The sequence below is a fragment of the Mesorhizobium sp. P170090 genome (assembly GCF_057786115.1).
The window spans coordinates 4,465,534-4,486,032 of record NZ_JBYNWH010000001.1 but is presented as its reverse complement, the minus strand read 5'-3'; the positions used below and the strand labels follow the sequence as shown (position 1 = coordinate 4,486,032).

The 20,499-nt window shown below is 60.8% G+C and carries 19 protein-coding genes; 12 read left to right on the top strand and 7 right to left on the bottom strand.

Annotated elements, in window-relative coordinates:
* The first annotated feature begins 16 nt into the window (after positions 1-16).
* Positions 17-436, top strand: coding sequence for a GFA family protein (locus AC3EML_RS21815; protein WP_352520419.1), 420 nt, complete (start codon positions 17-19; stop codon positions 434-436).
* A gap of 287 nt (positions 437-723) precedes the next feature.
* A complete protein-coding gene (locus tag AC3EML_RS21810) occupies positions 724-1,119 on the top strand; it encodes a hypothetical protein (RefSeq protein WP_023667474.1) in 396 nt (131 codons plus the stop codon).
* A gap of 54 nt (positions 1,120-1,173) precedes the next feature.
* Here the strand turns inward: AC3EML_RS21810 and AC3EML_RS21805 are convergent, their stop codons facing one another.
* Positions 1,174-2,043, bottom strand: a complete 870-nt coding sequence (locus AC3EML_RS21805; protein WP_023667473.1) for an NmrA/HSCARG family protein — start codon at positions 2,041-2,043, stop codon at positions 1,174-1,176.
* 103 nt (positions 2,044-2,146) lie between these two features.
* On the opposite strand from AC3EML_RS21805, the gene AC3EML_RS21800 reads away from it, so the two are divergent.
* From AC3EML_RS21800 to AC3EML_RS21780, 5 genes are all read left to right on the top strand, one after another.
* Positions 2,147-3,037, top strand: coding sequence for a LysR family transcriptional regulator (locus AC3EML_RS21800; RefSeq protein ID WP_023681487.1), 891 nt, complete (start codon positions 2,147-2,149; stop codon positions 3,035-3,037).
* A 147-nt stretch (positions 3,038-3,184) separates the two neighbouring features.
* Positions 3,185-3,553 (top strand): GFA family protein, encoded by a 369-nt coding sequence (locus AC3EML_RS21795; protein WP_023667471.1) that lies wholly within the window; start codon positions 3,185-3,187, stop codon positions 3,551-3,553.
* A gap of 151 nt (positions 3,554-3,704) precedes the next feature.
* Positions 3,705-4,355 carry a YiaD family glycine zipper/OmpA-like lipoprotein gene (locus AC3EML_RS21790; protein WP_023667470.1) on the top strand — a complete coding sequence of 217 codons (651 nt, stop codon included), beginning with the start codon at positions 3,705-3,707 and terminating at the stop codon, positions 4,353-4,355.
* A gap of 235 nt (positions 4,356-4,590) precedes the next feature.
* The gene (locus tag AC3EML_RS21785) at positions 4,591-5,199 is read left to right on the top strand and encodes a hypothetical protein (RefSeq protein WP_023691231.1); all 609 of its coding nucleotides are present in this window, start codon (positions 4,591-4,593) and stop codon (positions 5,197-5,199) included.
* A 90-nt stretch (positions 5,200-5,289) separates the two neighbouring features.
* Positions 5,290-5,451 carry a hypothetical protein gene (locus tag AC3EML_RS21780; protein WP_488505312.1) on the top strand — a complete coding sequence of 54 codons (162 nt, stop codon included), beginning with the start codon at positions 5,290-5,292 and terminating at the stop codon, positions 5,449-5,451.
* On the opposite strand, the gene AC3EML_RS21775 is transcribed toward AC3EML_RS21780, so the two are convergent.
* Positions 5,436-5,705 (bottom strand): DUF2798 domain-containing protein, encoded by a 270-nt coding sequence (locus AC3EML_RS21775; RefSeq protein WP_023667468.1) that lies wholly within the window; start codon positions 5,703-5,705, stop codon positions 5,436-5,438. The genes AC3EML_RS21780 and AC3EML_RS21775 overlap by 16 nt on opposite strands.
* 47 nt (positions 5,706-5,752) lie before the next feature.
* Positions 5,753-6,637, bottom strand: coding sequence for an NmrA/HSCARG family protein (locus AC3EML_RS21770; protein WP_023691232.1), 885 nt, complete (start codon positions 6,635-6,637; stop codon positions 5,753-5,755).
* A gap of 119 nt (positions 6,638-6,756) precedes the next feature.
* On the opposite strand from AC3EML_RS21770, the gene AC3EML_RS21765 reads away from it, so the two are divergent.
* Positions 6,757-7,650, top strand: coding sequence for a LysR family transcriptional regulator (locus AC3EML_RS21765; protein ID WP_023691233.1), 894 nt, complete (start codon positions 6,757-6,759; stop codon positions 7,648-7,650).
* A gap of 166 nt (positions 7,651-7,816) precedes the next feature.
* Here AC3EML_RS21765 and AC3EML_RS21760 read toward each other — a convergent pair whose 3' ends face one another.
* The 3 genes from AC3EML_RS21760 to AC3EML_RS21750 all read right to left on the bottom strand — a co-directional run bounded on the left by AC3EML_RS21760 (position 7,817) and on the right by AC3EML_RS21750 (position 13,810).
* Positions 7,817-9,430 carry a DEAD/DEAH box helicase gene (locus AC3EML_RS21760; protein WP_352520417.1) on the bottom strand — a complete coding sequence of 538 codons (1,614 nt, stop codon included), beginning with the start codon at positions 9,428-9,430 and terminating at the stop codon, positions 7,817-7,819.
* 192 nt (positions 9,431-9,622) lie between these two features.
* On the bottom strand, positions 9,623-10,390 hold the full coding sequence (locus AC3EML_RS21755; RefSeq protein ID WP_023681482.1) for an NAD kinase: 768 nt from the start codon (positions 10,388-10,390) through the stop codon (positions 9,623-9,625).
* A gap of 444 nt (positions 10,391-10,834) precedes the next feature.
* Positions 10,835-13,810, bottom strand: a complete 2,976-nt coding sequence (locus AC3EML_RS21750; protein WP_352520416.1) for a caspase family protein — start codon at positions 13,808-13,810, stop codon at positions 10,835-10,837.
* Between the two features lie 283 nt (positions 13,811-14,093).
* On the opposite strand from AC3EML_RS21750, the gene AC3EML_RS21745 reads away from it, so the two are divergent.
* The 4 genes from AC3EML_RS21745 to AC3EML_RS21730 all read left to right on the top strand — a co-directional run bounded on the left by AC3EML_RS21745 (position 14,094) and on the right by AC3EML_RS21730 (position 18,105).
* Complete coding sequence (locus AC3EML_RS21745) at positions 14,094-15,128, top strand: extracellular solute-binding protein (protein ID WP_023715777.1); 1,035 nt, start codon at positions 14,094-14,096, stop codon at positions 15,126-15,128.
* Positions 15,129-15,224: 96 nt separating this feature from the next.
* Positions 15,225-16,652, top strand: a complete 1,428-nt coding sequence (locus AC3EML_RS21740) for an amidase (protein ID WP_023830719.1) — start codon at positions 15,225-15,227, stop codon at positions 16,650-16,652.
* A gap of 69 nt (positions 16,653-16,721) precedes the next feature.
* Positions 16,722-17,411 (top strand): TetR/AcrR family transcriptional regulator, encoded by a 690-nt coding sequence (locus AC3EML_RS21735; protein ID WP_023725772.1) that lies wholly within the window; start codon positions 16,722-16,724, stop codon positions 17,409-17,411.
* 166 nt (positions 17,412-17,577) lie between these two features.
* Entirely contained in the window at positions 17,578-18,105 is a 528-nt protein-coding gene (locus AC3EML_RS21730) for a DUF2569 family protein (RefSeq protein WP_245260196.1), read from the top strand.
* Positions 18,106-18,443: 338 nt separating this feature from the next.
* Here the strand turns inward: AC3EML_RS21730 and AC3EML_RS21725 are convergent, their stop codons facing one another.
* A complete protein-coding gene (locus tag AC3EML_RS21725) occupies positions 18,444-20,408 on the bottom strand; it encodes an AAA family ATPase (RefSeq protein WP_488505311.1) in 1,965 nt (654 codons plus the stop codon).
* Positions 20,409-20,499: the final 91 nt, after the last annotated feature.

Genomic DNA, 20,499 nt, shown 5'->3' with positions numbered 1-20,499 from the left:
GAGCGAAGGAGGAACCATGACTCGCAGGCTCACCGGCAAATGCTTTTGCGGCGCGGTCCAGTATGAAGTGGCGGACGAGTTCGTCTATGCCGCCAACTGCCATTGTTCGAACTGCCGGCGCACCACAGGTTCCGCCTTCAAGCCCTTCGCCGGCATCGAGCGCGAGAAACTTGCCCTTGCCGAAGGGCATCACGGGCTCATCCATTTCGGCGATGACAGCGGCCACGATGCGCATTGCAGCCGCTGCGGCTCGTTGCTGTATTCGCTGGTCCGCGACGGCGCCTATGTCCATGTCGCCATGGGCACGCTGGTCGACGATCCGACGATCCGGCCGACCGCGCACATCTTCGTCGGCTCCAAAGCGCCATGGTTCACCATCGCCGACGACTTGCCGAAATATGAAGGGCATGTGATCGCCGGTCCAGGCGACGTATAGGCTGGAACCACATACGGCCAATCCCGTTGTTTCGTTGCCCGTCTGCCGGGAGTTGAGCCTGGCCTTGGATCTCGTCAGCGGTTGCAGATAGCGGCGTAGATGTGCGGCCTCGCGCAGCAACTTCTTGCGCCGGCCAAGGAATCAGCCCAGCATCCGAGGGCTGGAAGAGAAAAAGCATTTATGGCCGGACGCGGCATATCTGCGACCTGACGATCCGGCCACTGGGAAGACACGTTCCGGGAACGGGCAAGCGAAACGCTTGATGCTCGTTTGAAAGGAACGCTTCCATGTCTGCTGCCACTCTCCGATCGGCCAGAGCCGTTCAACCGGCTGGCCGACTCCTGTTTTCCTTGTTCGTGACCCCGATCTTTGCAATCGCGATGCTTGCTGCGGTGCTGACCGCACCCGCCTTCGCCCATGACGCCAAGCCTACGGCGGCGAAGCCGCAAGGCTGGAGTTATCCCTTCGCCTGCTGCGCAAACTACGACTGCCGTACCACCCATACCGGCGAGGTGCTGGAAAAGCCGGAGGGCTATGTCATCGCCGGAACGGGGGAGGTCGTGCCGATGAGCGACAAGCGGGTCAAGGACTCACCCGACGGCGATTTCCACTGGTGCGCGCACCAGGCCGGCCTCGACGCAGGCAAGACGATCTGCCTGTTCGTGCCACCGCGTTCCTACTGAGTTCTGTTGGCAGTTCTCATCGGAAGGCCGGCCTTGGTGCTGAAGGCGCTTGCGTCAGACGGAAGCAGCGAGTGCTGAGGCGAAGTCGCGATACGGCCGCAGTGGGCGACCCAGAAGTGCCGTCAGGCGCTCGACGTCGCCGGTCTCGGGCAGCATCCCGTCGGTAAAGAAACGCTCGCCCATCAGGCGCATGTCGTAGGCCATCCAGGCGGGCAGGAACTGCTTGAGATTTTGCTCAAAACCCTCCGTATTGTCGCCGCTGTAGCTGATCGGGCGGGCGAGTACGTCTGACCAGATTGCGGCAATGTCCGTCCCGGTCAGTGTCTGCGGACCGACGAGGTTGATCCTCTCGAACGCAAGCGGCTCCTTGGACCGTTCGCGACGCAGCAGCTCAAGAGCGGCGATCTCGGCGATATCGCGGGCATCGATCATGGCGAGACCCTTGGGGCCGATCGGCATTGGGTAGGTGCCGTAGCCGGTGATGACGTCTTCGACCGTCAGATCGTTCTGGATGAAGTAGGCCGGGCGCAAGATCGTAGCTTTGAAGTCCATCTGTTCGATCATTCGCTCCACGCCGAACTTGCCCGCGAAATGCGGCACGTTCACATAGACGTCAGCGTGGATCACCGAGAGATAGACGATCCGCTCGATGCCGGCCGATCGGGCGACATTCAAGGCGATCAAAGCCTGGGTGAATTCGTCCGGCACCACGGCGTTCAAGAGGAACAGCGTGGAAACGCCAGACATGGCTTTGCGCAGCGAATCGACATCGAGAAAGTCGCCTTGCACGACGGATACGCCTGCCGGAAAACTGGTTTTCGACGGATCGCGCACGAGAGCACGCACATCGGCGCCGCGCTTGGCGAGCTGTTCGACGACTTGGCGGCCGATATTGCCGGTGGCGCCGGTAACGAGAATGGTCATGGAATTTCTCCTGTTGGGTTGCTTGACAGCCCCAATATGTGTGGCTCACAAAGAGCCCAGTAGACGGCAATTTTAGACACGTCGTCTCACTGGTGGGACAGTCATGGATCTTTTAGCCCTTGCCGATTTTAACCTCGTGGCTCGCCATGGCGGCTTCGGCAAAGCGGCAAGGTCCACCGGCCGGCCCAAGGCAACATTGTCCCGGCGCGTTGGCGAATTGGAAAGCAGTCTCGATCTGCGTCTGTTCGAACGGGGTGCGCGTAACCTGAAGCTGACCGAAGAAGGACGGGCGCTCTTCGAGCGGACGGGGGCGTTGCTTGCCGAGCTGGACGAGACGGCATCGGCGATTGCCTCGGGCGGCCAGAGACCCAAGGGCAGATTGCGGATCAGCGCGCCTTTGCATTTTTCGCAGACTGCAATGGGGAGGATCGCCGCGGGATTTGCCCTGAGGTATCCTGAGGTGAGGCTTGAAGTGACCACCGAAGACCGGCATGTCGACATGATCGAGGAAGGCTACGATCTGGTAATCCGGGTCAATCCGGATCCCGATGAAAGCCTGGTCGGACGGGCGTTTCTCCGCGACCGCCTGGTCGTTGTGGCGAGCCCGGACCTTCCTCGCCCGGCCGATGGGCTCGCCGCTCCTGGCGTTGCGCGCGGGACAGGCGAGCGGCAAACATGGCAGGTGAAGACACCAGGTGGCCGGGCAACACTTAGAATCGAGCCGGTCCTCGCCTTGTCGACGCTCATCATGGTCCGGGATGCGGTGCGAGCCGGCATCGGCGCAGGACGGCTTCCCATTTCGTTGGTGGCCCACGACCTGGCTGACGGCACACTGGTGAATTGGGGGGATATTGACGGCCCCGAAATTTCTCTATGGACGCTCTACCCCTCCCGGCGGCTGCTCAGCGCGCGCGTGTCGGCGTTCCTGGATTTTCTGAAACAGGCTTTCCCAAACGGGACGCCGGACGAACTGGCCGCCTATATCGGCAGGTGACGACGATTGGGAGGTGACGACGGGCCTGCTTCAGCCAGAGCGCCGCTCGGCTCGATCGACCGGAGCCTGCTGACAGACAGTTGTCAGGAGCCTTCCTTTATGGTGCCTTGCCGCATGGGTGGCGGGCAACGGAGAGGAAAGCTTTTCATGACCATCAAGGCCAGCTGTCATTGCAAGGCGACGACGTTCGAGGTTTCGCAGGCGCCCGAGACGGTAACACAATGCACCTGCTCGTTCTGCTCCAAGCGCGGTTCGCTGTGGGCTTACTACGTTCCGTCGCAATTCAAGCTCACCAGCTCGCCGGAAAACGTTTCCTTCTATCAATGGGGATCGAAGACCGTCAAACACGGGTTTTGCGCCATTTGCGGCTGCGGCACCTTCACCGAAACGCCGGACTGGTCGACCGGAAAACCGGACTTCGACAATCCCAAGATCTCAGTCAATTCGCGGCTGTTCGACGATTTCGACCTCGACAAGGTCGAGGTGGTCGTCATTGACGGCAAGAACCTCTGGTAGGCCAGCACCAGCCACCGAAGCGGAAGTGTGGCGCGAGCGGGGAGAAGCCGCTTTCGCCGCTCGGTTTTTCGCCGCATTTCATGTTACAAGACCGGAGAAGGGCTTATATGCGCGAGCCGCAAAGGCCGCGCTTTGGAGAGGGACGATCCTTATGAAAAAGACTGTGCTCGTCGCCGTTGCGACGGCTGTGCTGGTGAGTGCCTGCACCACGACCGATCCGTACACCGGGGAGCAGAAGGTTTCGAACACCGCAGCCGGCGCCGGCCTTGGCGCCCTGGCGGGCGCGGGCCTCGGCCTGCTTGCCGGCGGCAATGACCGCCGCAACGCGCTGATCGGCGCCGGTATCGGCGCGCTGGCCGGCGGCGCCATCGGCGCGACCATGGACCAGAACGAGGCTGAACTGCGCCGCCAGCTCGAAGGCACCGGCGTCAGCGTCACCCGCACCGGCGACCAGATCATCCTCAACATGCCGTCCGACATTACTTTCAACGTCGACCAGGATGCGGTGAAGCCTGGCTTCTACCAGGTGCTGAACTCGGTTGCGCTGGTGCTGAAGAAGTTCAAGCAGACCACGGTCGATGTGTTCGGCCATACCGATTCGACCGGCGGCGACGAACACAATTTCGATCTGTCGCAGCGCCGTGCATTGGCGGTCGCCAACTATCTCTCGGGCCAAGGTGTCGATTCGCGCCGCTTCGCCGTCACCGGTTTCGGCAAGACCCGTCCGATCGCGTCCAATGGAACGGCGGCCGGCCGTGCGCAGAACCGGCGCGTCGAGATCCAGCTTTCGCCGCTGACCTGAATTGTTCGGCATCGAAATGCGAAGGCGGCCCCGCAAGGGCCGCTTTCTTTTTGGGCTCCTGTGGTCCGCCAAAAGGTCTAACGCATTAGAGATTTCTAATAATCCCTTTCCGGAGGCCTTGGAAGGGATTAGCATTGGTGCGGTTCCAGAGGGGATGGGGCGGTACAAACGGCCGCGCAGTCACTTAGTCGGCCCCGGTCCTGCACGGCCAGATAAGGAAATCTGGGAGGAATGCATGACAAGAACAGCTCGTCTTGGGCGTTGCGGCGTCCTCATTTTGACAGGTCTGGTCTCTGCTTGGTGCGCGGCGGCCACGGCTCGAGCCGAGGACGCCAACAAAGCCGACATCGAAGCGTTGAAGAAATCGCTCGCCAAATATGAAGACTACACGGTCGCCGTCCGCGACCTTTATCTGTCGACTGTCGGGTGCGTCTATTACAGCGGGGACAGGATCGAGGGCGCAATGGACTATCCGAAGGGCGCTATGGGCATCCATTTCGTCAACGTCCCGAGTGTCGGTCAGAAACTCGATCCGATGCGCCCCAATGTGCTGATCTACGAGCCGACCAAGAAAGGCTTGAAATTGGTTGGCGTGGAATGGCTGGTGCCCCTGACGCCAGACACCAAGGAACCTCCAAAACTATTTGGCCAGACCTTCATGGGACCGATGGAAGGGCACTATCCGCTCATTCCGAGGGAGTTCGTCCACTACGACCTTCATGCCTGGCTGTTCAGAGACAATCCGAACGGCATGTTCAGTCCGACCAACCCGAACGTGAAATGCAGCAAGGCAGAGTTTCCGATGCTGGAAAACCCGACCAAGATGATGCCCGGCCCGATGTGACGGACGGGCCAGGATAGGAGCGTGCCAAGAGTGCAAGCTGGCCGGCTGCATTTGAGAGCGCTCGGGAGTCAGGCTCGGACGACGATCGGCATGAGGGCCGGCGCGCATGAAGGCTGCCCGCATGAAGACAGGTATCTGGTCGCGGAAGTCGACAATGGCGCTGCGAGCCGTCAGTCGAAGGTAAAAGCGGCCCGCAAGGGTTTCTTGTTTGGCATGTCGGACTCCGTAATCAAGGCCTACGAGGTCGGCTGATCGACAATTGCCGCAACGATACGGCGCACGATCGGCAAGACCAGCAGCAGACTTGGAAAGCCCACTAGCCATGATGCTCCCCATGCATACGGCCAGGTCGCCACGAAACCGGTTGTCCAGCCCGCATTGATCAGCGTCGCTACCGCGGAAACAATGCACGACATCAGGATGGAAAGTACGAATGGCATTACCAGCGCATTGTAGGAGGCCGGTAGCTTCCTCGATTTCAAAACCTTGTGGGATGACGGTCGCATCACCTATCTCCTTCTCGAAAAGTGGAAGTATGCGCGGCTGGGCGCAGTCAGGCGGCCTGCGCCATTTGCTGGGCAAGGTTTCGAATAAAGCCGCGCAACGAACGCGGTTCGCGGCCCAGGGCGGCGCGCAATGTCAGACTGTTTCCGCCAAGGCCATAGTGGGCATAGTGGGCGTATATTTTGGCCAGCACCTGCATTTGGCGGTCATTGTAGGGAAGGCGTGCCTCGGCCGCCCACTCGCCAAATGTCGGCTCACCAGAAGAGATGGGTCTGCCAAGTTCCTCACTCATCATCGCAACGATGTCTTCCCGGCTGTGCATGCCGTCAGCGCACAGATCGAGGGTCGCGTAGGACAATCGCGCTTCGGTTAGGGCGATCGCCGCCACCTCAGCGACATCGCGGTAGTCGACGCGGGCCAGCTTCGCCGTCTTTGGAAACGGTTCCGAGAAAACACCATGTTCAACGACGGACGGCCAGGCCGCTGCGAGGTTCTGCATGAAATTGGCAGGGTGCAGAATCGTATATTCCATCGTCGTCGAGTAGAGAGCAGCCTCGACAGGCACCTTGCTGGCATGGTTCTTCAGTCGCGTATTGGTAGGCTGGATCACCGACGAGAAGACGAACTTTCGAACTCCTGCTCGCGTGGCGGCCTCAACCATGGCAACGCCCATGGCTGCTTCATCGGGAGCAAAAGCCGGCCCAATGTGAAAGACGCCGTCGACGCCCGCGACCGCCCTTTCGAGGCTCTGACGATTTCGCAAATCTCCTGTCGCAACCTCGGATGCCCCCACCTTCCGGGCCTTTTCGGCATTCGCAGGGTCGCGAACGAGCGCTCGAACATTGGCATTGCGGCGGACAAGTTCAGGCACGACAAGTCCCGCAACTCGGCCTGTGGCACCAACAACCAGAACAGTTGGATTGGCTACTTGCATGACGATTTCCTTCCATCAAGCCTGTCCTCGCGGGACAACTTGCAGAGAGGTACGACGTCGCAATTGTCGTTACAATTACCCGTTTTTGCGATATATTATGTCGAATGTCGGGAGAATGCATGAGCCGAATGGACGATTTCGAGGCTTTCATCGCGATCGTCGAGCATGGAAGTCTGACGACTGCCGCACATCGGCTGAACCGCTCGCTGCAGTCGGTCAGCCGGTCCCTGGCGGCACTGGAGCAATCAGTCGGCGTCGAGCTGATCCACAGGACAACGCGTCGCTCGACACCAAGTGAAGTCGGAGCAGCCTTTTTCAACCGGATCAAACCCGCGGTCGACGAAATAAACGACGCAAGACTTCAGGCGATCAATCAACGATCGGAGCCGGCAGGCGTCCTGCGCATCGGGGCGCCGGTTCTGTTTGGCCCGAACGTCCTGATGCCTGTCATCGCGGAATACATGCGGACATTTCCCCGGGTCGAGGTCGATCTTCAACTTTCCGATGGATTTGCCGATCTTGGCGCCGAAGGTCTCGACCTGGCAATACGCATCGGCGATTTGCCGGATTCCAACTTGAAAGCCAAACGCCTGGGAGCGTTGCGGCGCGTTGTGTTCGGCGCGCCTTCCTATTTCGCGCGGTGCGACCGGCCGGCCCATCCCTTCCAGCTGAGTGAGCACAGTTGCATCATCAGAACCGCTAACGAGCGTCCAGGTGAATGGACGTTTCAGATCGACGGGAAACCCCGGACCGTGAAGGTCGCAGGCGCTTTTCGCTCCAATCTGATGACCTCGGTCTATGCCGCCGCAATCCACGGACTGGGTTTGGGCTTCTCGCCTCTGTGGCAGATAAGACATTTGGTCGACGACGGTCTCGTCGAACTGGTTTTGACGGAATTCGAGCCGGCACCGGTGCCGATCCATGCCTTGTGGCAGGAAGGCCGGTCATCTTCGGCCAAGGTTCGGGCATTTCTGGATTTATTGGCATCCCGCCTGGAACTCAAAAGCCTGTAGCATCGACGGGTATTTGAAGCGCTCCAGGCCGGAAGAGATCGGGCAGATCGAGCCTGTCTTGCGATTACCGCGCATGGCGCTGATTGATCCTGAGCGGGCTCCAGATCTCGCATCCCAATCGCGTCCAGGAAAGCCGCGCGTCCTCGGGACGCCGCGGCTCATGGAATCAGACCTTGGCGACGATCTTCATGAAGGCCGGCATGTCGTCGCCGAAGCCGACGGTGCCGTCATTGTCTTCACCGCGGTTGTTGCCGCGGGCAGGGCGGCTGTTGCTGGCGCGCTGCGGCCTTGTGTCGCCGCGTTCCGGGGCGCGGTTCTCGTTGTTGCGATCGGAGACCTTGCGGTCGCTGTTTTCGGAGCGGATCGCTTCCTTGCGCTGATGCCGTTCGCCGATGTCGGCGACCGCGGCCTCGGCTACCACCGGCTGTTCCTCGCGCGCGGCATCTGCCGCTGGCGCGTCGTCGCTGCGCTTGGCATGGCGTTCGCGCGGCTTGCGCTCGCCACCCTCCTTGCGATCATGGGCCTTGCGGTCCTCGTCCTTGCGGCCGGCGCGGCGCGGAGCGCCACGGCCACGGCGGGGCGCTTCGTCCTCGCCGCCTTCGCTGGCGACCACGGTCGACAGGTCGCCGTCATGCCACTCGATCTTGTTGCCGATCAGCCGCTCGATGGCGTCGATGTATTTGGTGTCGGACTTGGTGGCCATGGTGAAGGATTTGCCCGAGCGTCCGGCGCGGCCGGTGCGGCCGATGCGGTGGACATAGTCTTCGGCGTGGATCGGCACGTCGTAGTTGAAGACGTGGCTGACGTCGGGAATGTCGAGGCCGCGCGCGGCGACGTCGGACGCCACGAGATAGCGCAATTTGCCATCGCGGAAATTGGCCAGCATCTGCATGCGGGCGCGCTGGTCCATGTCGCCATGCAGGGCGCCGGCGTCGAAATCATACTTCAGCAGCGAGCGGAACAGCTCCGCGACCTCGACCTTGCGGTTGCAGAAAATGATAGCGTTCTTCAGCTCGGCGTCTTCGGCCTTTATCAGATTGCGAAGCGTCTCGCGCTTGTCCCACGGCTTGGAGCCGGACTTGACCAGGCGCTGGATGATGTTGGTGGCAGCGGATGCCGCCTTGGAAACCTCGACGCGCACCGGCGCATGCAGGAACTTCTCGGTGAGCTTGGTGATCTCCGGCGGCATGGTCGCTGAGAAGAACAGCGTCTGCCTGGTGAACGGGATCATCTCGCAGATGCGCTCGATGTCGGGGATGAAGCCCATGTCCAGCATGCGGTCGGCCTCGTCGATGACGAGGATCTCGACGCCGTTGAGCAACAGCTTGCCGCGCTCGCGGTGATCGAGCAGACGGCCGGGCGTGGCGATCAGCACGTCGGCGCCGCGCTCCAGCTTCTTGTCCTGCTCGTCGAAGGAGACGCCGCCGATCAGCAGCGCGATGTTGAGCTTGTGGTTCTTGCCGTATCTGATGAAATTCTCTTCGACCTGCGCGGCGAGCTCGCGCGTCGGCTCGAGGATCAGCGTGCGCGGCATGCGGGCACGGGCCCTGCCTTTTTCGAGGCGGGTCAGCATCGGCAGCACGAAGGAAGCAGTCTTGCCGGTGCCGGTCTGTGCTATGCCCAGAATATCCTTGCCGAGCAAGGCATGCGGGATGGCGCCAGCCTGGATCGGCGTCGGCACGGTGTAGCCCGCATCGGTGACTGCGGAAAGGACCTTGGGCGACAGGCCGAGGTCTGAAAAGGTCAACGCTTCTAGAGCGGTCGTGGTGTCTGAGGACAAGAGTTGCTGTCTTTGGCTGGTTCGGGGAAGCGCAACGGCATCCGTCGCGGCAAGCACAGCGTGCCTGCAAGATTGGTATTGCGATTAGGCGCAAGCCCGCGATTTGTCAACAGAAACGGGCGGGATTGGCACGATTGTGAAAACGTAAGCTTAATCGCGATGCTTAATTAGGTAGTCACTCTTTGCGCCGGCTCAATAGCGAAACTGCTCGGCGAGAATGCGTTCGTTCCACGAATGGTTGGGATCAAACAGCAGCGTTGCCGTCGCAGTCGGCGATTCGCGGACCGTTACGGAAGCCACCGCCTTGACCTCGGTGTGGTCGGCGGCGGTGTTCACCGGGCGCTTTTCCGACTCCAGAATATCGAAGCGTACGGTCGCCTTGTTTGACAACAAGGCACCCCGCCAACGGCGCGGCCGGAACGGGCTGACCGGGGTCAGCGCGAGCAACGGCGCATCCAGCGGCAGGATCGGCCCGTGCGCCGAAAGATTGTACGCGGTGGAGCCGGCCGGCGTCGCGATCATCACGCCGTCGCAGTTCAGTTCCTCGATGCGGACCTGCTCGTCGACGGTGATGCGGATCTTTGCCGTCTGGTAGGACTGACGCCACAGCGCCACCTCGTTGATGGCGAGTGCCGAAACCGTCTCGCCCTCATGCGTCAACGCCAGCATTTCCAGCGGGCGGATCGTTTCGGCGACGGCGGCCGCGATGCGCTCGGTGAGGCCCCCGACGCGGTACTCGTTCATCAGGAAGCCGATGGTGCCACGGTTCATGCCGTAGACCTTCTTTCCCGTGCTCATCGTGTCGCGCAAGGTCTGCAGCAGGAAGCCGTCGCCACCCAGTGCCACCACCACCTGGGCGTCGTCGAAGGATGCCTGGCCATAGCGGGCCGACAGGCTCTCCATCGCCGCCTTGGCATCGGCAGTGTCGGAGGAGACGAAGGCGAGATTGGCTTTGCTCATGACATTCCGATGGCGGTCGGCCGATGGCGGTCGGCGGCGGTTGCGTGGGGTAGCATGGGCAAGCGCATCTGCAAAGGGAGGCATCGTCCGGGCCAGTTGCGGCCGCGGCGAAACCAAATCGGCGGCTCGCGCTTCATGTCGCCGGAACGGCGAATGTGATGGTTAAGTGCGAGCTTAAGCACTCGTAAAGCCTGATCGATCATGTTAGCCGACAGAGGATGGGTGGCTGGGGGGCTAGCCAGTCGAGACCTGTCTATTGCCGGTGACACGCCTGATTATCGTCTTCCTTGTGATGGGAAGTTTCGCCCTTCTCTTTGCGGAGCTTGTGCGGCAGTCCGAAGACATGAGCTCCAGGCCGATGGCCTCACGCTGCGGCGGCGCCGGCGTGCCATGCCCGCAAAACGCATTGTAGGCGAAGCCAATCCGCCAACGACGATCCGTCGCCTACTGCCCGACAATCCTCAGATTGGCGTTGCCGTAGAATGTGTAGGCGAGATAGGTCGGATCGCCGGTCCGGTAGAATTCTCTGCGGACATCCTGCAGGATCTCGGCCAGATAGACCGGCCCGTCCTTGATCCGCGTGCTGATGCCGCCATAGAAATCGGTCGAGAAGGCCGCTGCCGCGCGGTCGGTCAGTGGCCACATGCCGCCGATGAAGCCGGAAGCGCCGCCCGCCAGCACCGCCGGACCCCAGCCCTGCACGAAACCGCCGAGCATCTGCGAACGGCCGGTGTCGCAGGCGTTGAAAAAGTAGAACGGATTGCCCTTGCCATGCGCGGCCGCGACCAGCGCGGCCCATGTATCGGGGTCGAGCGACTGGTCGACGAGATCGATGGCAAAGACCGGCCGGCCACTGCTCGGCTGGTTGACCTCGCCATGACCGGAGAAATGAATGAAACCGGTCGAGACTTCACCGACCAGTTTCTCGAAAGAGGTGAAATCGCCATCGAAGCGGCGGTAGCCGTAAAGCTTGCTCAGCGCCGCGATCTCGTCCTGCTGAAAGCGCAGCGAGCGCTTGTCGAGATAGGAGGGCGCGACGGCCGCGACGCCGGTGAAGGTCATGCGGTCGAGCGGGTTGTCGACCTGTGAGGCACTGCTGCGCGGAGCCCAGCGCGCCAGCCGGTAGCCCATGCCGAGAAAACCGTCGGCGACGGCGCCGTCGGCGCTGCGCGGGCGGATCAATTCCCAGGGCAGCGTCGGGCTGTTCGAGGTGATCTGGATCGAATGGAGTTCGCCTTTGCCGCGCAGCGACCAGAACACGTCCTTGAACGGTTTCGGCACATAGTCGCGGTAGAGCGCATCGCCAAAACCTTCGGCGGCGAGCGTGACAAAGCGCTTTTGCGCCCCCGTATCGCTGCTTGCGGCAGGCTGCTGCAGCGAAACGGCGCCGCGCAGGCTCAATCCGAGCTGCAGCAGGCGGCGGTATTCGGAGTCCAGCCATGCCGTCATCTCAGGTGGCGTCGAGAACGTATCGGTCACCGGACCGGCCAGATGCGGCGAATGGATGATGATCTGCCCCGAACCCAGCCCGCTCGGATCGTCATAGAGGATGGTCACGTCGAGATCGGGGACGTCATCGCCGGCTGCGCCGCCGAGCGTCACATTGCCAGTTACCGCCGGCTGCGGCGCCGCTGCGGCCAGCATCAGCATGGCAGGTGCTGCGGAGCGTTCGGCTGTGGCGCTCAGAGCGGCTGCCTCGACAGGCGCGGTGCGGCGAATGATAACCGACCGCGATGCCGATCCCAGGAACCTCCCGGCGCTGTAGATGCGCGCGATGAACTGGGCCGGCTTGCTGTCCTTGGCGATCGGCCGCGCCTTGACGTCGAAGCGGACGAAGTCGCTGTCGCCCTGGCGGTAGAGCGTCGTCCGTCGGCTCCATTTGCCGCCGTCAGCGAGATCGAAGCCGGAGGCGAACAGATCGATATCGATCGGCCATTGCTCGGTTCCCGCCGGCATCGCCATGGCCAGGGCGCCATCTTCCGTCACCGACGAGCCCGGCGCTGCCTTCACCTTCACTTCGGGCGTGAATTGCTCTTCGGTAAGGGCGATCGAAACGGTCACCGTCTCGCCGGCGACAATCTCATCCGGCGCATCGATGGTTGGATGGCGCACCACCTCGACAGCGCCCGTCTCGGGTTGTGGAAGGGCGCCGCCGGAAGGAGGGCTTTGCGCCTGGTCGATGGGCGGCGGCGCTGGTTTCGGTGGCGCCTGCGCCTCCGGCGGACTTTCGGCGCCGGTCGCGGGTGGCGGGGCCGATGTCATGCCGTCCTCAGGGGGGATCCCTGCCTTATCGGGGGGCGGTTCGGCGCCGGTGGCTCCGCCATCCTGCGGATAGGTCCCGCCGAGATTGTTCTGGGCAGCGGCCACAGCTGCGTCTTCAAGACGTTGCTTTTCCTCTTCGTATCGTTGCCGAGCCTGCTCTTCCTGCAATTGGCGCTGCTGTTCCTGGCGTTTGTATTCCTCGTAGAGCGCCGCCTCCTTGGCGCTGTCGCCCATCGCGGCATCGGGACTGCCGGAGCCCGGTGCAACGTCCATGGGGTAGGGCTCCTGACCGCTGCCATCGGCGTAGTCGCTGCCATCAGGCTCCCAACCGCCACTCCCGGAGATGTAGCCGCCGCTCGCCATCGCCGGCGGTGCCGGTTCCGGCACAAGCGGCAGCGCCGGTGCCGCGCCGGCCACCTGGTCCGGCGTCAGCACAAAGGCAGCGTCTGCCGAGCGGCCATATGCCATCCATGGCCACTGGGCGCCTGACGTTTTGTCGATAGTGGTTTGCCTGACCGAGGCGAGGATGATGGCTATGTCCGCGCCGCGCTTGACCAGCGCAGCGGTGAGCGCATCGGCAAATACGGTGACGGGGCGGGCTTCGTCCAGTGCAACGGTTCCGGGTTTGGCCGACAGAGCGACGATGGCGTGGGTGAGGGGATCGACCGCCGCCAGACCCTGCATCACGCCGGAAGTAGGGTTGTGGCCATCGCCGGGATTGTCGAGCAGAACCACCTTCAATGTCGGGGTTGCCTCGAGCGCCTGCATGAACAGATCGAGGGGCAATGCCGTCTGGTCGACCGTTTCCTTTGAATCGATCCGGGTGCCGCGCGTCAGTAAATAGTTCCTGCCGTTGGCCTGCGCGGTGTGGCCGACATAGTAGAAGATGCCGACGGAGTCCGGATTGGCCAGGGATTGGGCGAAATCATGCATGGCGCGCGCGACATCGGCGCGGTCGCCATCCGACACCTGCCGGACGGTGAAGCCAAGCGATCGTAGTGTCGCTGCAACGAGTTCGGCACTGAGGTCGGCGTTGGCGATTGCCGGTGAGCCCTCAGAGGCCGGATTGGCGACAACCAGCGCTATCCGCTCTTCGCCGCGCGCAGCGGAGAAGAGCGCCATGGTCATCAGCAGCACGACCGCCAGAAAAAGGCGCATGACCGTGATCCAAGCCCTGCAGGCTGCGGCGCTCACGCCACGGCTTGCCCCAATTCATCAATGGCCCAACCTTGACCATATCATGTCGGCTTCGCCGGCGCACTGCCGGTGCCGATCATGCAGTTGTGTCGCAAAAGATATTGACTGTATGTTTAGTAATTAATACCGTTGCCGAGATACCGAGTTGGTCAGCCGGCATTCGCCGGTGAATGATCACCAGGACGAAGGGAACTTAGGGACTCGAGGCGCAATCCCGCCGGTCCCAACAATGGGAGACACAAGCATGCAGTTGAAATCGACCGCCACGGCGCTCGGCCTGTCGCTGCTGGCGATGACCGGCATTGCCCGCGCCGAGGGCGAACTCCAAATCTACAATTGGGGCAACTACACCAGCCCGGACCTGATCAAGAAGTTCGAGGAAACCTACAAGGTCAAGGTTACCGTCACCGACTACGACTCCAACGATACGGCTCTGGCCAAGGTCCGCCAGGGCGCTTCCGGCTATGACATCGTCGTTCCATCGGCCAGCGTGATGCCGATCTGGATCAGCGAAGGCCTGCTCTTGGAAACCGATCCCAACACGATGGAGAACTTTAGAAACGTCGATCCGAGATGGGTCGACGTGCCGTTCGACCCCGGCCGCAAATATTCGGTGCCGTGGCAATGGGGCACGACCGGCATCTCGGTCAACAAATCGGTCTATGCGGGCGATCCGAACACCTCGGCGATTTTCCTCGATCCGCCGCCGGAACTCGTGGGCAAGATCAATGTCGTGCCCGAAATGGGAGACATCATGTTCCTCGCCATTGCCTATGAGGGCGGTAAGTACTGCACCGACGACAAGGTGCTTTTGAAAAAGGTGCATGACAAGCTCATCGAGGCGAAAGCGAAATGGCTGTCGCTCGACTATGCGGCCGTCGACGGTCTCGGCAGGGGTGACATTGCCGCCGGCGTCAACTGGAACGGCATATCGCTGCGCGAGCGGCTGGAGAACGACAAGATCGTCTACGGCTATCCCAAGGAGGGCTTTCCAATCTGGATGGACAGTGTCGCGGTGCTCAAGGATGCCAAGAACGTCGAGAACGCCAAGCTCTTCCAGAATTTCATCATGGACCCCAGGAATGCAGCGATGATCTCGGCCTTCGCGCACTACGCCAATGGCATCAAGGGCTCCGAGCCCTTCCTGCCGGCCGATATGAAGGGCGCGCCCGAAGTGGATGTTCCGGCCGAATTTGCCGACAAGGGCCAATTCATGTCGGCCTGTCCCGCCGACGTCCAGGCGCTCTACACCAGGATCTGGACCGATCTGCAGAAATAGCAGCGCCGCCGGCGAAGCTGACCAACATCGGGCCGCGCATCGCGGCTCGGCCATCCCCAATGCCAGATGCCGTAAAGCCGCCGCGGGAGATTTTTTATGTCCGATCTCGACCTTTGCTACATGCCGGCCAGCGAGGCGTTGCGGCTGTTCAAGGCGAAGAAACTGTCGCCTGTGGAACTGATGCAGGCCACCATCCGCCGCGCCGAGGCAACCAAGGCGACGATCAACTGCCTCACCTTCACGCATTTCGACGAGGCGATGGATCTCGCCAGAAAAGCCGAGGCGAAATACGCCAGAGGCGCAAGGACCGGCGCGCTCGAGGGCCTGCCGATCGGCATCAAGGATGAGAGCTACATCAAGGGCAAGCCGACCTCGCATGGCTCGCTGCTGTCCGGGGACGCCATTGGCGGCCATACCTCGACCATGAACGAGCGTGTCATGAAGGCCGGCGGCATCGTCCACGCCCGCACCGCGACGCCCGAATTCAGCTGCGCCGGTTATACCTGGTCGAAGCGCTGGGGCGTCACGCGGAACCCCTGGAACCCGGATTTCACGCCGGGCGGTTCGTCGGGCGGTTCGGCGGCAACGCTGGCCTCCGGCACGTCGTCGATCGCAACCGGCTCGGACATAGCGGGCTCAATCCGCATCCCTGCCTCGGCCTGCGGCCTGGTCGGTTTCAAGCCGCCTTACGGCCGCAATCCCGATGAGGCGCCGTTCAATCTCGATTTCTACTGCCACACCGGGCCCTTGGCCCGAAACGTCGGGGATGCGATCCTGCTGCAGAACGTCATGGCCGGGCCGAGCCCGCTCGACATCGCCACGCTGCGCCCGAAACTGCGCCTGCCGCTCGACTACAAGCCGATCAAGGGTTGGAAGATCGCATTCTCCATGGATCTCGGGTCCTTCGAGGTGGATGCGGACGTGCGCAAGAACACGCTCGCTGCCTGCGATGTGTTCCGCTCGCTCGGCGCCACCGTCGAGGTGGTGGACCTCGGCTGGGGCGACGAGGTGCTCAAGGCCGGCATGGCCTATCTCGAACATCTCTTCGGCGCCTCGCTGTCGCCGCTGCTCGCCAAGCACGGCAAGGACATGACCAGCTATGCCAGGCAGTTTGCCAACGACGGGCAGAAGTCGAAGGCCACGGACTTCGTCGCGACCTTGGACGTGGCGGCCAGGATGTATCTGACGCTGGGGCCGTTGCTGGAAAAACACGATGTGCTGATCTGCCCGACCAATGCGCTTCCCGCAGTGCCGGCGGAATTCGATCAGACCAAAGGCAAGGTCGAGATCAATGGACGAGAGGTGAACCCGTCGCTGGGCTGGGTGATGACGACGCCGTTCAACATGCTGAGCCGCTGCCCGGTTCTGTCCGTGCCGTCGGGCCGCGCCGCCAACGGCGTGCCCACCGGCATCCAGATTGTCGGCCGCACCTATAGCGACGCCGACGTGTTCCGGGCGGGTATGGCCTATGAGACGGCTCGTGGTCAGTGGTACACGAATGCCGGGACACGCCCGGCGCTGTGAGTCCGCAGGGCGCCGGCATCCCAAGGCAGCGGCGGGATGTTTCGGCCGCCGGGGAAAGGCCTGACGACAATGGCGCAACGCATAGCCACTCCGGATGCGGGAAAAAGCAAGGCGGCCAAGGGTGCGGCGAACGACGCTGCGCCCAAGGACCGCCGGCGCGAGCGCGGCGAAGCGAGCATCCAGCGCATCATCGACGCCACAATCGAGCTCATCGCGGAGGAGGGGCTGGCCAGCGTCACCATGCAGCGCATCGCCGAGCATGTCGGCTCGTCCAACGCACTGGTGGTCTTTCATTTTCGCAGCAAGGAGAACCTGTTCCGAGCCGTCCTGCAATATCTCAGCGACCAATATGACGCGCTGTGGCTGACGCTGGTGCGGGCGCCCGGCCTGTCGCCGGTCGAGCGGGTCTTGGGCGCGGTCGATTGCGCGCAACGCTTTGCCCGCCAGCATCCGAATTGGGTGTCGGTCTTCGTCGTGTTCTCCAGCGACCGCAAGAGCATGCAGCTCTACAACGAGATAGGCCTGCCCAGCGATCTCGCCTACACGGCCGAAGCGCGCGAACTGCTGATCGAGATTTCGCGCAGCGGCGGTTACACCGGCGTCGACATAGACACGCTGTCGGAGAGCCTGAATTATCTGGTTCACGGCGCCTGGTATTGGGACCATCTCAACCCGTCCAGCCGCGACACCGACGTGCTGCGCAAGACCATGCTGCTCCTGCTGCACCAGGCCTTTCCGCGGCATTTTGACTTGGGGTGAGATGCGGCCATTGCGAGCGACGAAAGCGTCCTCTGCAAACCTAAACCCGAAAATCTCTACGATGCCTTGATCTCTGTAAAAACGCTTGCACAATCCAGAGGTGCGAGCTAAACAACCCAGGGATGCATTCGAGGGTGGGTAAATGTGGCATTGGGCGATACTTCTGTTGCTGATTGGCGTGCCGGTTTTCTTCGCCGTCCGGTCGTCGCGCAAATCCTCACAGAGCCCAGATGACCTCGTGGGGTTCGGCGGCTGGCTGATCCTGCTGGCGATCAGCCTGTCCCTTTCGCCGTTGCGCACACTTGTCGATATGGCCAGTCTGGTCAAAACCTACCAACAGCTTGTTACAGTGCCCAACGGGGCCTTGGCCATCTATGGCGAGGCAGCCCTCAATCTGGCATTTCTGGTGCTTCAGCTGGTCGTGCTTGTTTCGATGCTGCGGCGAAGCCACCGCTTTCCGCAGCTGTTCATATGTCTGTGGTTCGCGATCCCTCTCTTATTCGTACTGGACACAGTTTGGATATCGACTGTTCTGGGTGTCCCGGTAAACCGTTTGCTTGCCGGAGGAGCTCTGGTTACACCTTTGGCATCCTTCATAGTCACAGGGATCTGGGCCGCCTACGTCTACAGGTCGGTTAGGGTGAGGAACACGTTCGGCGATACGGCAGCCATACAGGCTGCCACATTTTCCTAGAAGGTCCGACGGCTGCGAGTTGGCCTGATGTCGTGCTGCCAGCTCCGCCGAATAGAACCGTCGGCAGTCCTCCTTCGACTAACGAGCTTCGAGTGGCCTGCCACCCGAAGCTCGAAGAGCGAAGGGTGGTGCCCCCGGACGGAATCGGGATGGCTCTGGAGGCGTTGCGTTGCAAGGGTTTCTCTCGCCTTCCTTGTACCGGCATGTACCTTTTTATGTACCAACTCAGGCACCCCCACGGGGGAAGCGGGCGACTCCTCTATAGGATATTCCGAAACAAATTTTTTCTCGAAATTGCCCGACCCTTCATCCTTGCCTTTGCTCCCCGCAAATCCCGTCTAGGGGAGCAGGGCGTTGAGTTTCTTGAATGCTGCCTCGAAGCGATCCTTGGCCTCTTTGGGAACCTTTTTTGCCAGCTTTTTGATGTTTTCGTTGAAATGCCTAGCCGGGCGGAAGTGGTTAAAACTACCCGTCTTCATTGGATGCTTGTCGAAATGGTCCTCAAGGCGCCTCAAAATTCGCGGGTGCTTCGAGACCAGTTTTTTGGCGTCTAAAGGCGCGTTCAGTTGAGAAGCAAATTCGGAGTTCACCAAGTCAACGAAAAAGTCGGCTCCAAACATATCCTCGATGTCGGAATCCGCAGCACCAGTGAAATCGGCGAACGTGAAAACATTGGCCTTCTTGAGCAATTTGTCTCGATAAAGTGCCTCGATCTTCGGTAGGTCGGAAACTTGGCTGTCGATCAAAGTCGCAATCGTCATGCCCTTTTGCGAGCCCAAGAGCGCGACAAAAGTTGGAACTTTAGAGGCTCCTCCGACTGGCGTAATCGTCCATCTGGCGTCAAGTCCGCGACGACCTTCTTCCATCAGGAGCGACGACATTGCTTGGATGTAGAGAAGGTCTGCAGCGCCTTCTACCACTAGGCTTTGAGGTCCCACAAAAAGGGTTTGGTGCAGGTCGTACCCGAGGGCTCCTTGCAATGGGAAAAGGCTGTCATCACTAGCGGCAAAAACATCGGTGAGGACCTTGGTCCCCGAGTTGCTCAGGTCGTCGTCCTGTTCGGAATCTATGCTTCTGTCCTGGACGATGCGTACACGCTCGAAATGTTCTGCGTCGATCATGAAAGGGGAATGGGTGGAGTAAATTAGTTGATGCGCGCCTTTAAGCTCGATTTCAAAGTACCGGAGCAAATCGTGTTGCGCCTTGGCGTGGAGTGTCAGGCCCGGCTCATCAAGCAATAAGATCGTATTTTCCCCGCCTTTCTTTACGTCTGAGTACCAAGCTAAGAATGAGAAAAACCAGACAAAGCCCCGCGATCGGCTGCCGAGTTCGGTGGTAACTTGGTGCCGGTTGTCGAAGACGCCTCCCCAGATGTTCGTGCCCTTCTGCATGCCTACCGGATCGCCAGATCGGGCCGGTCGAACGTCGAATGCCATTCTGAGGTGTTTGTTCTGCGACCAGTATTTGAGAATTTGCCGGGTAAGGTGGTTGCTCGCACCCTCCAGTTTGTTCTTCAATTCAATCGTGCTGTCCGGGTTCACCAATTCTGACAGTTGAAGCCGAGCAAGTCGCACCAGCCCCAATAGCGGATGATCTGACGGCTTCAATTGTTCGCTGGCTTCCCGTGCCATAAGCGCCTCAATGTTCTCATGGCCGGTCATCTGGTAGTATTCATCAAAATATAAATAGCTGGGTTCGTTGTCGCTTAAAAAGCTGTCGAAAATATACCCCGTAAGATTCCTTTTCTTGATAGCATTCAGTGCGGCTACCACGCGAGTGACCTCGTCTGTTTGCTCTTGTGTTTCGAGTGCCACCAATAGCGCATCGACAGTGGTAGGGGCCGATGCAACGGCCTGCCTTGTTTGTTCAGCAAAATCAGCAATCGACACGAAATGTCGCAAGGCCTTTTCGTAATTGAGATCGATGCCGAAAGTCCGAGCGCCCGAGTAGCTCTTCGATAGCGTAAATTCATTTTGTTTAAGGCACTCTGATCCGAATAACTCCTCAATGGCTTCGACTTCATCGGCATCCAATTGATAGCAGGCTGTGATCGGCGTGGCTGCCACGCGTTTTTTCTGTTCTACTGCGATACGATAGTTCTCGACCTCCATGCGCGGGTAGTCGTTCGTTACACTAAAGTTGCCTTCAGAAGGTACGACCGGATTTAGGCGGTACAGTGCTTTTAGAAGTGCGGATTTCCCCGCTTCATTCTTTCCGACCAGGCAAGAAATGTCGTCTACCGAGACTCTTCCTAAATCTTGAACGCTTTGAAATTCCCTGACATGGAACCATTTTAATCGCATGGATTTCCCCCCCCCCCGTTTCAAAATGGCTTTAGCAGCTTTGAGGTTTCTTGGTCAGATTCATTGTCTATTTTTCGGGTACTCTAGTGGA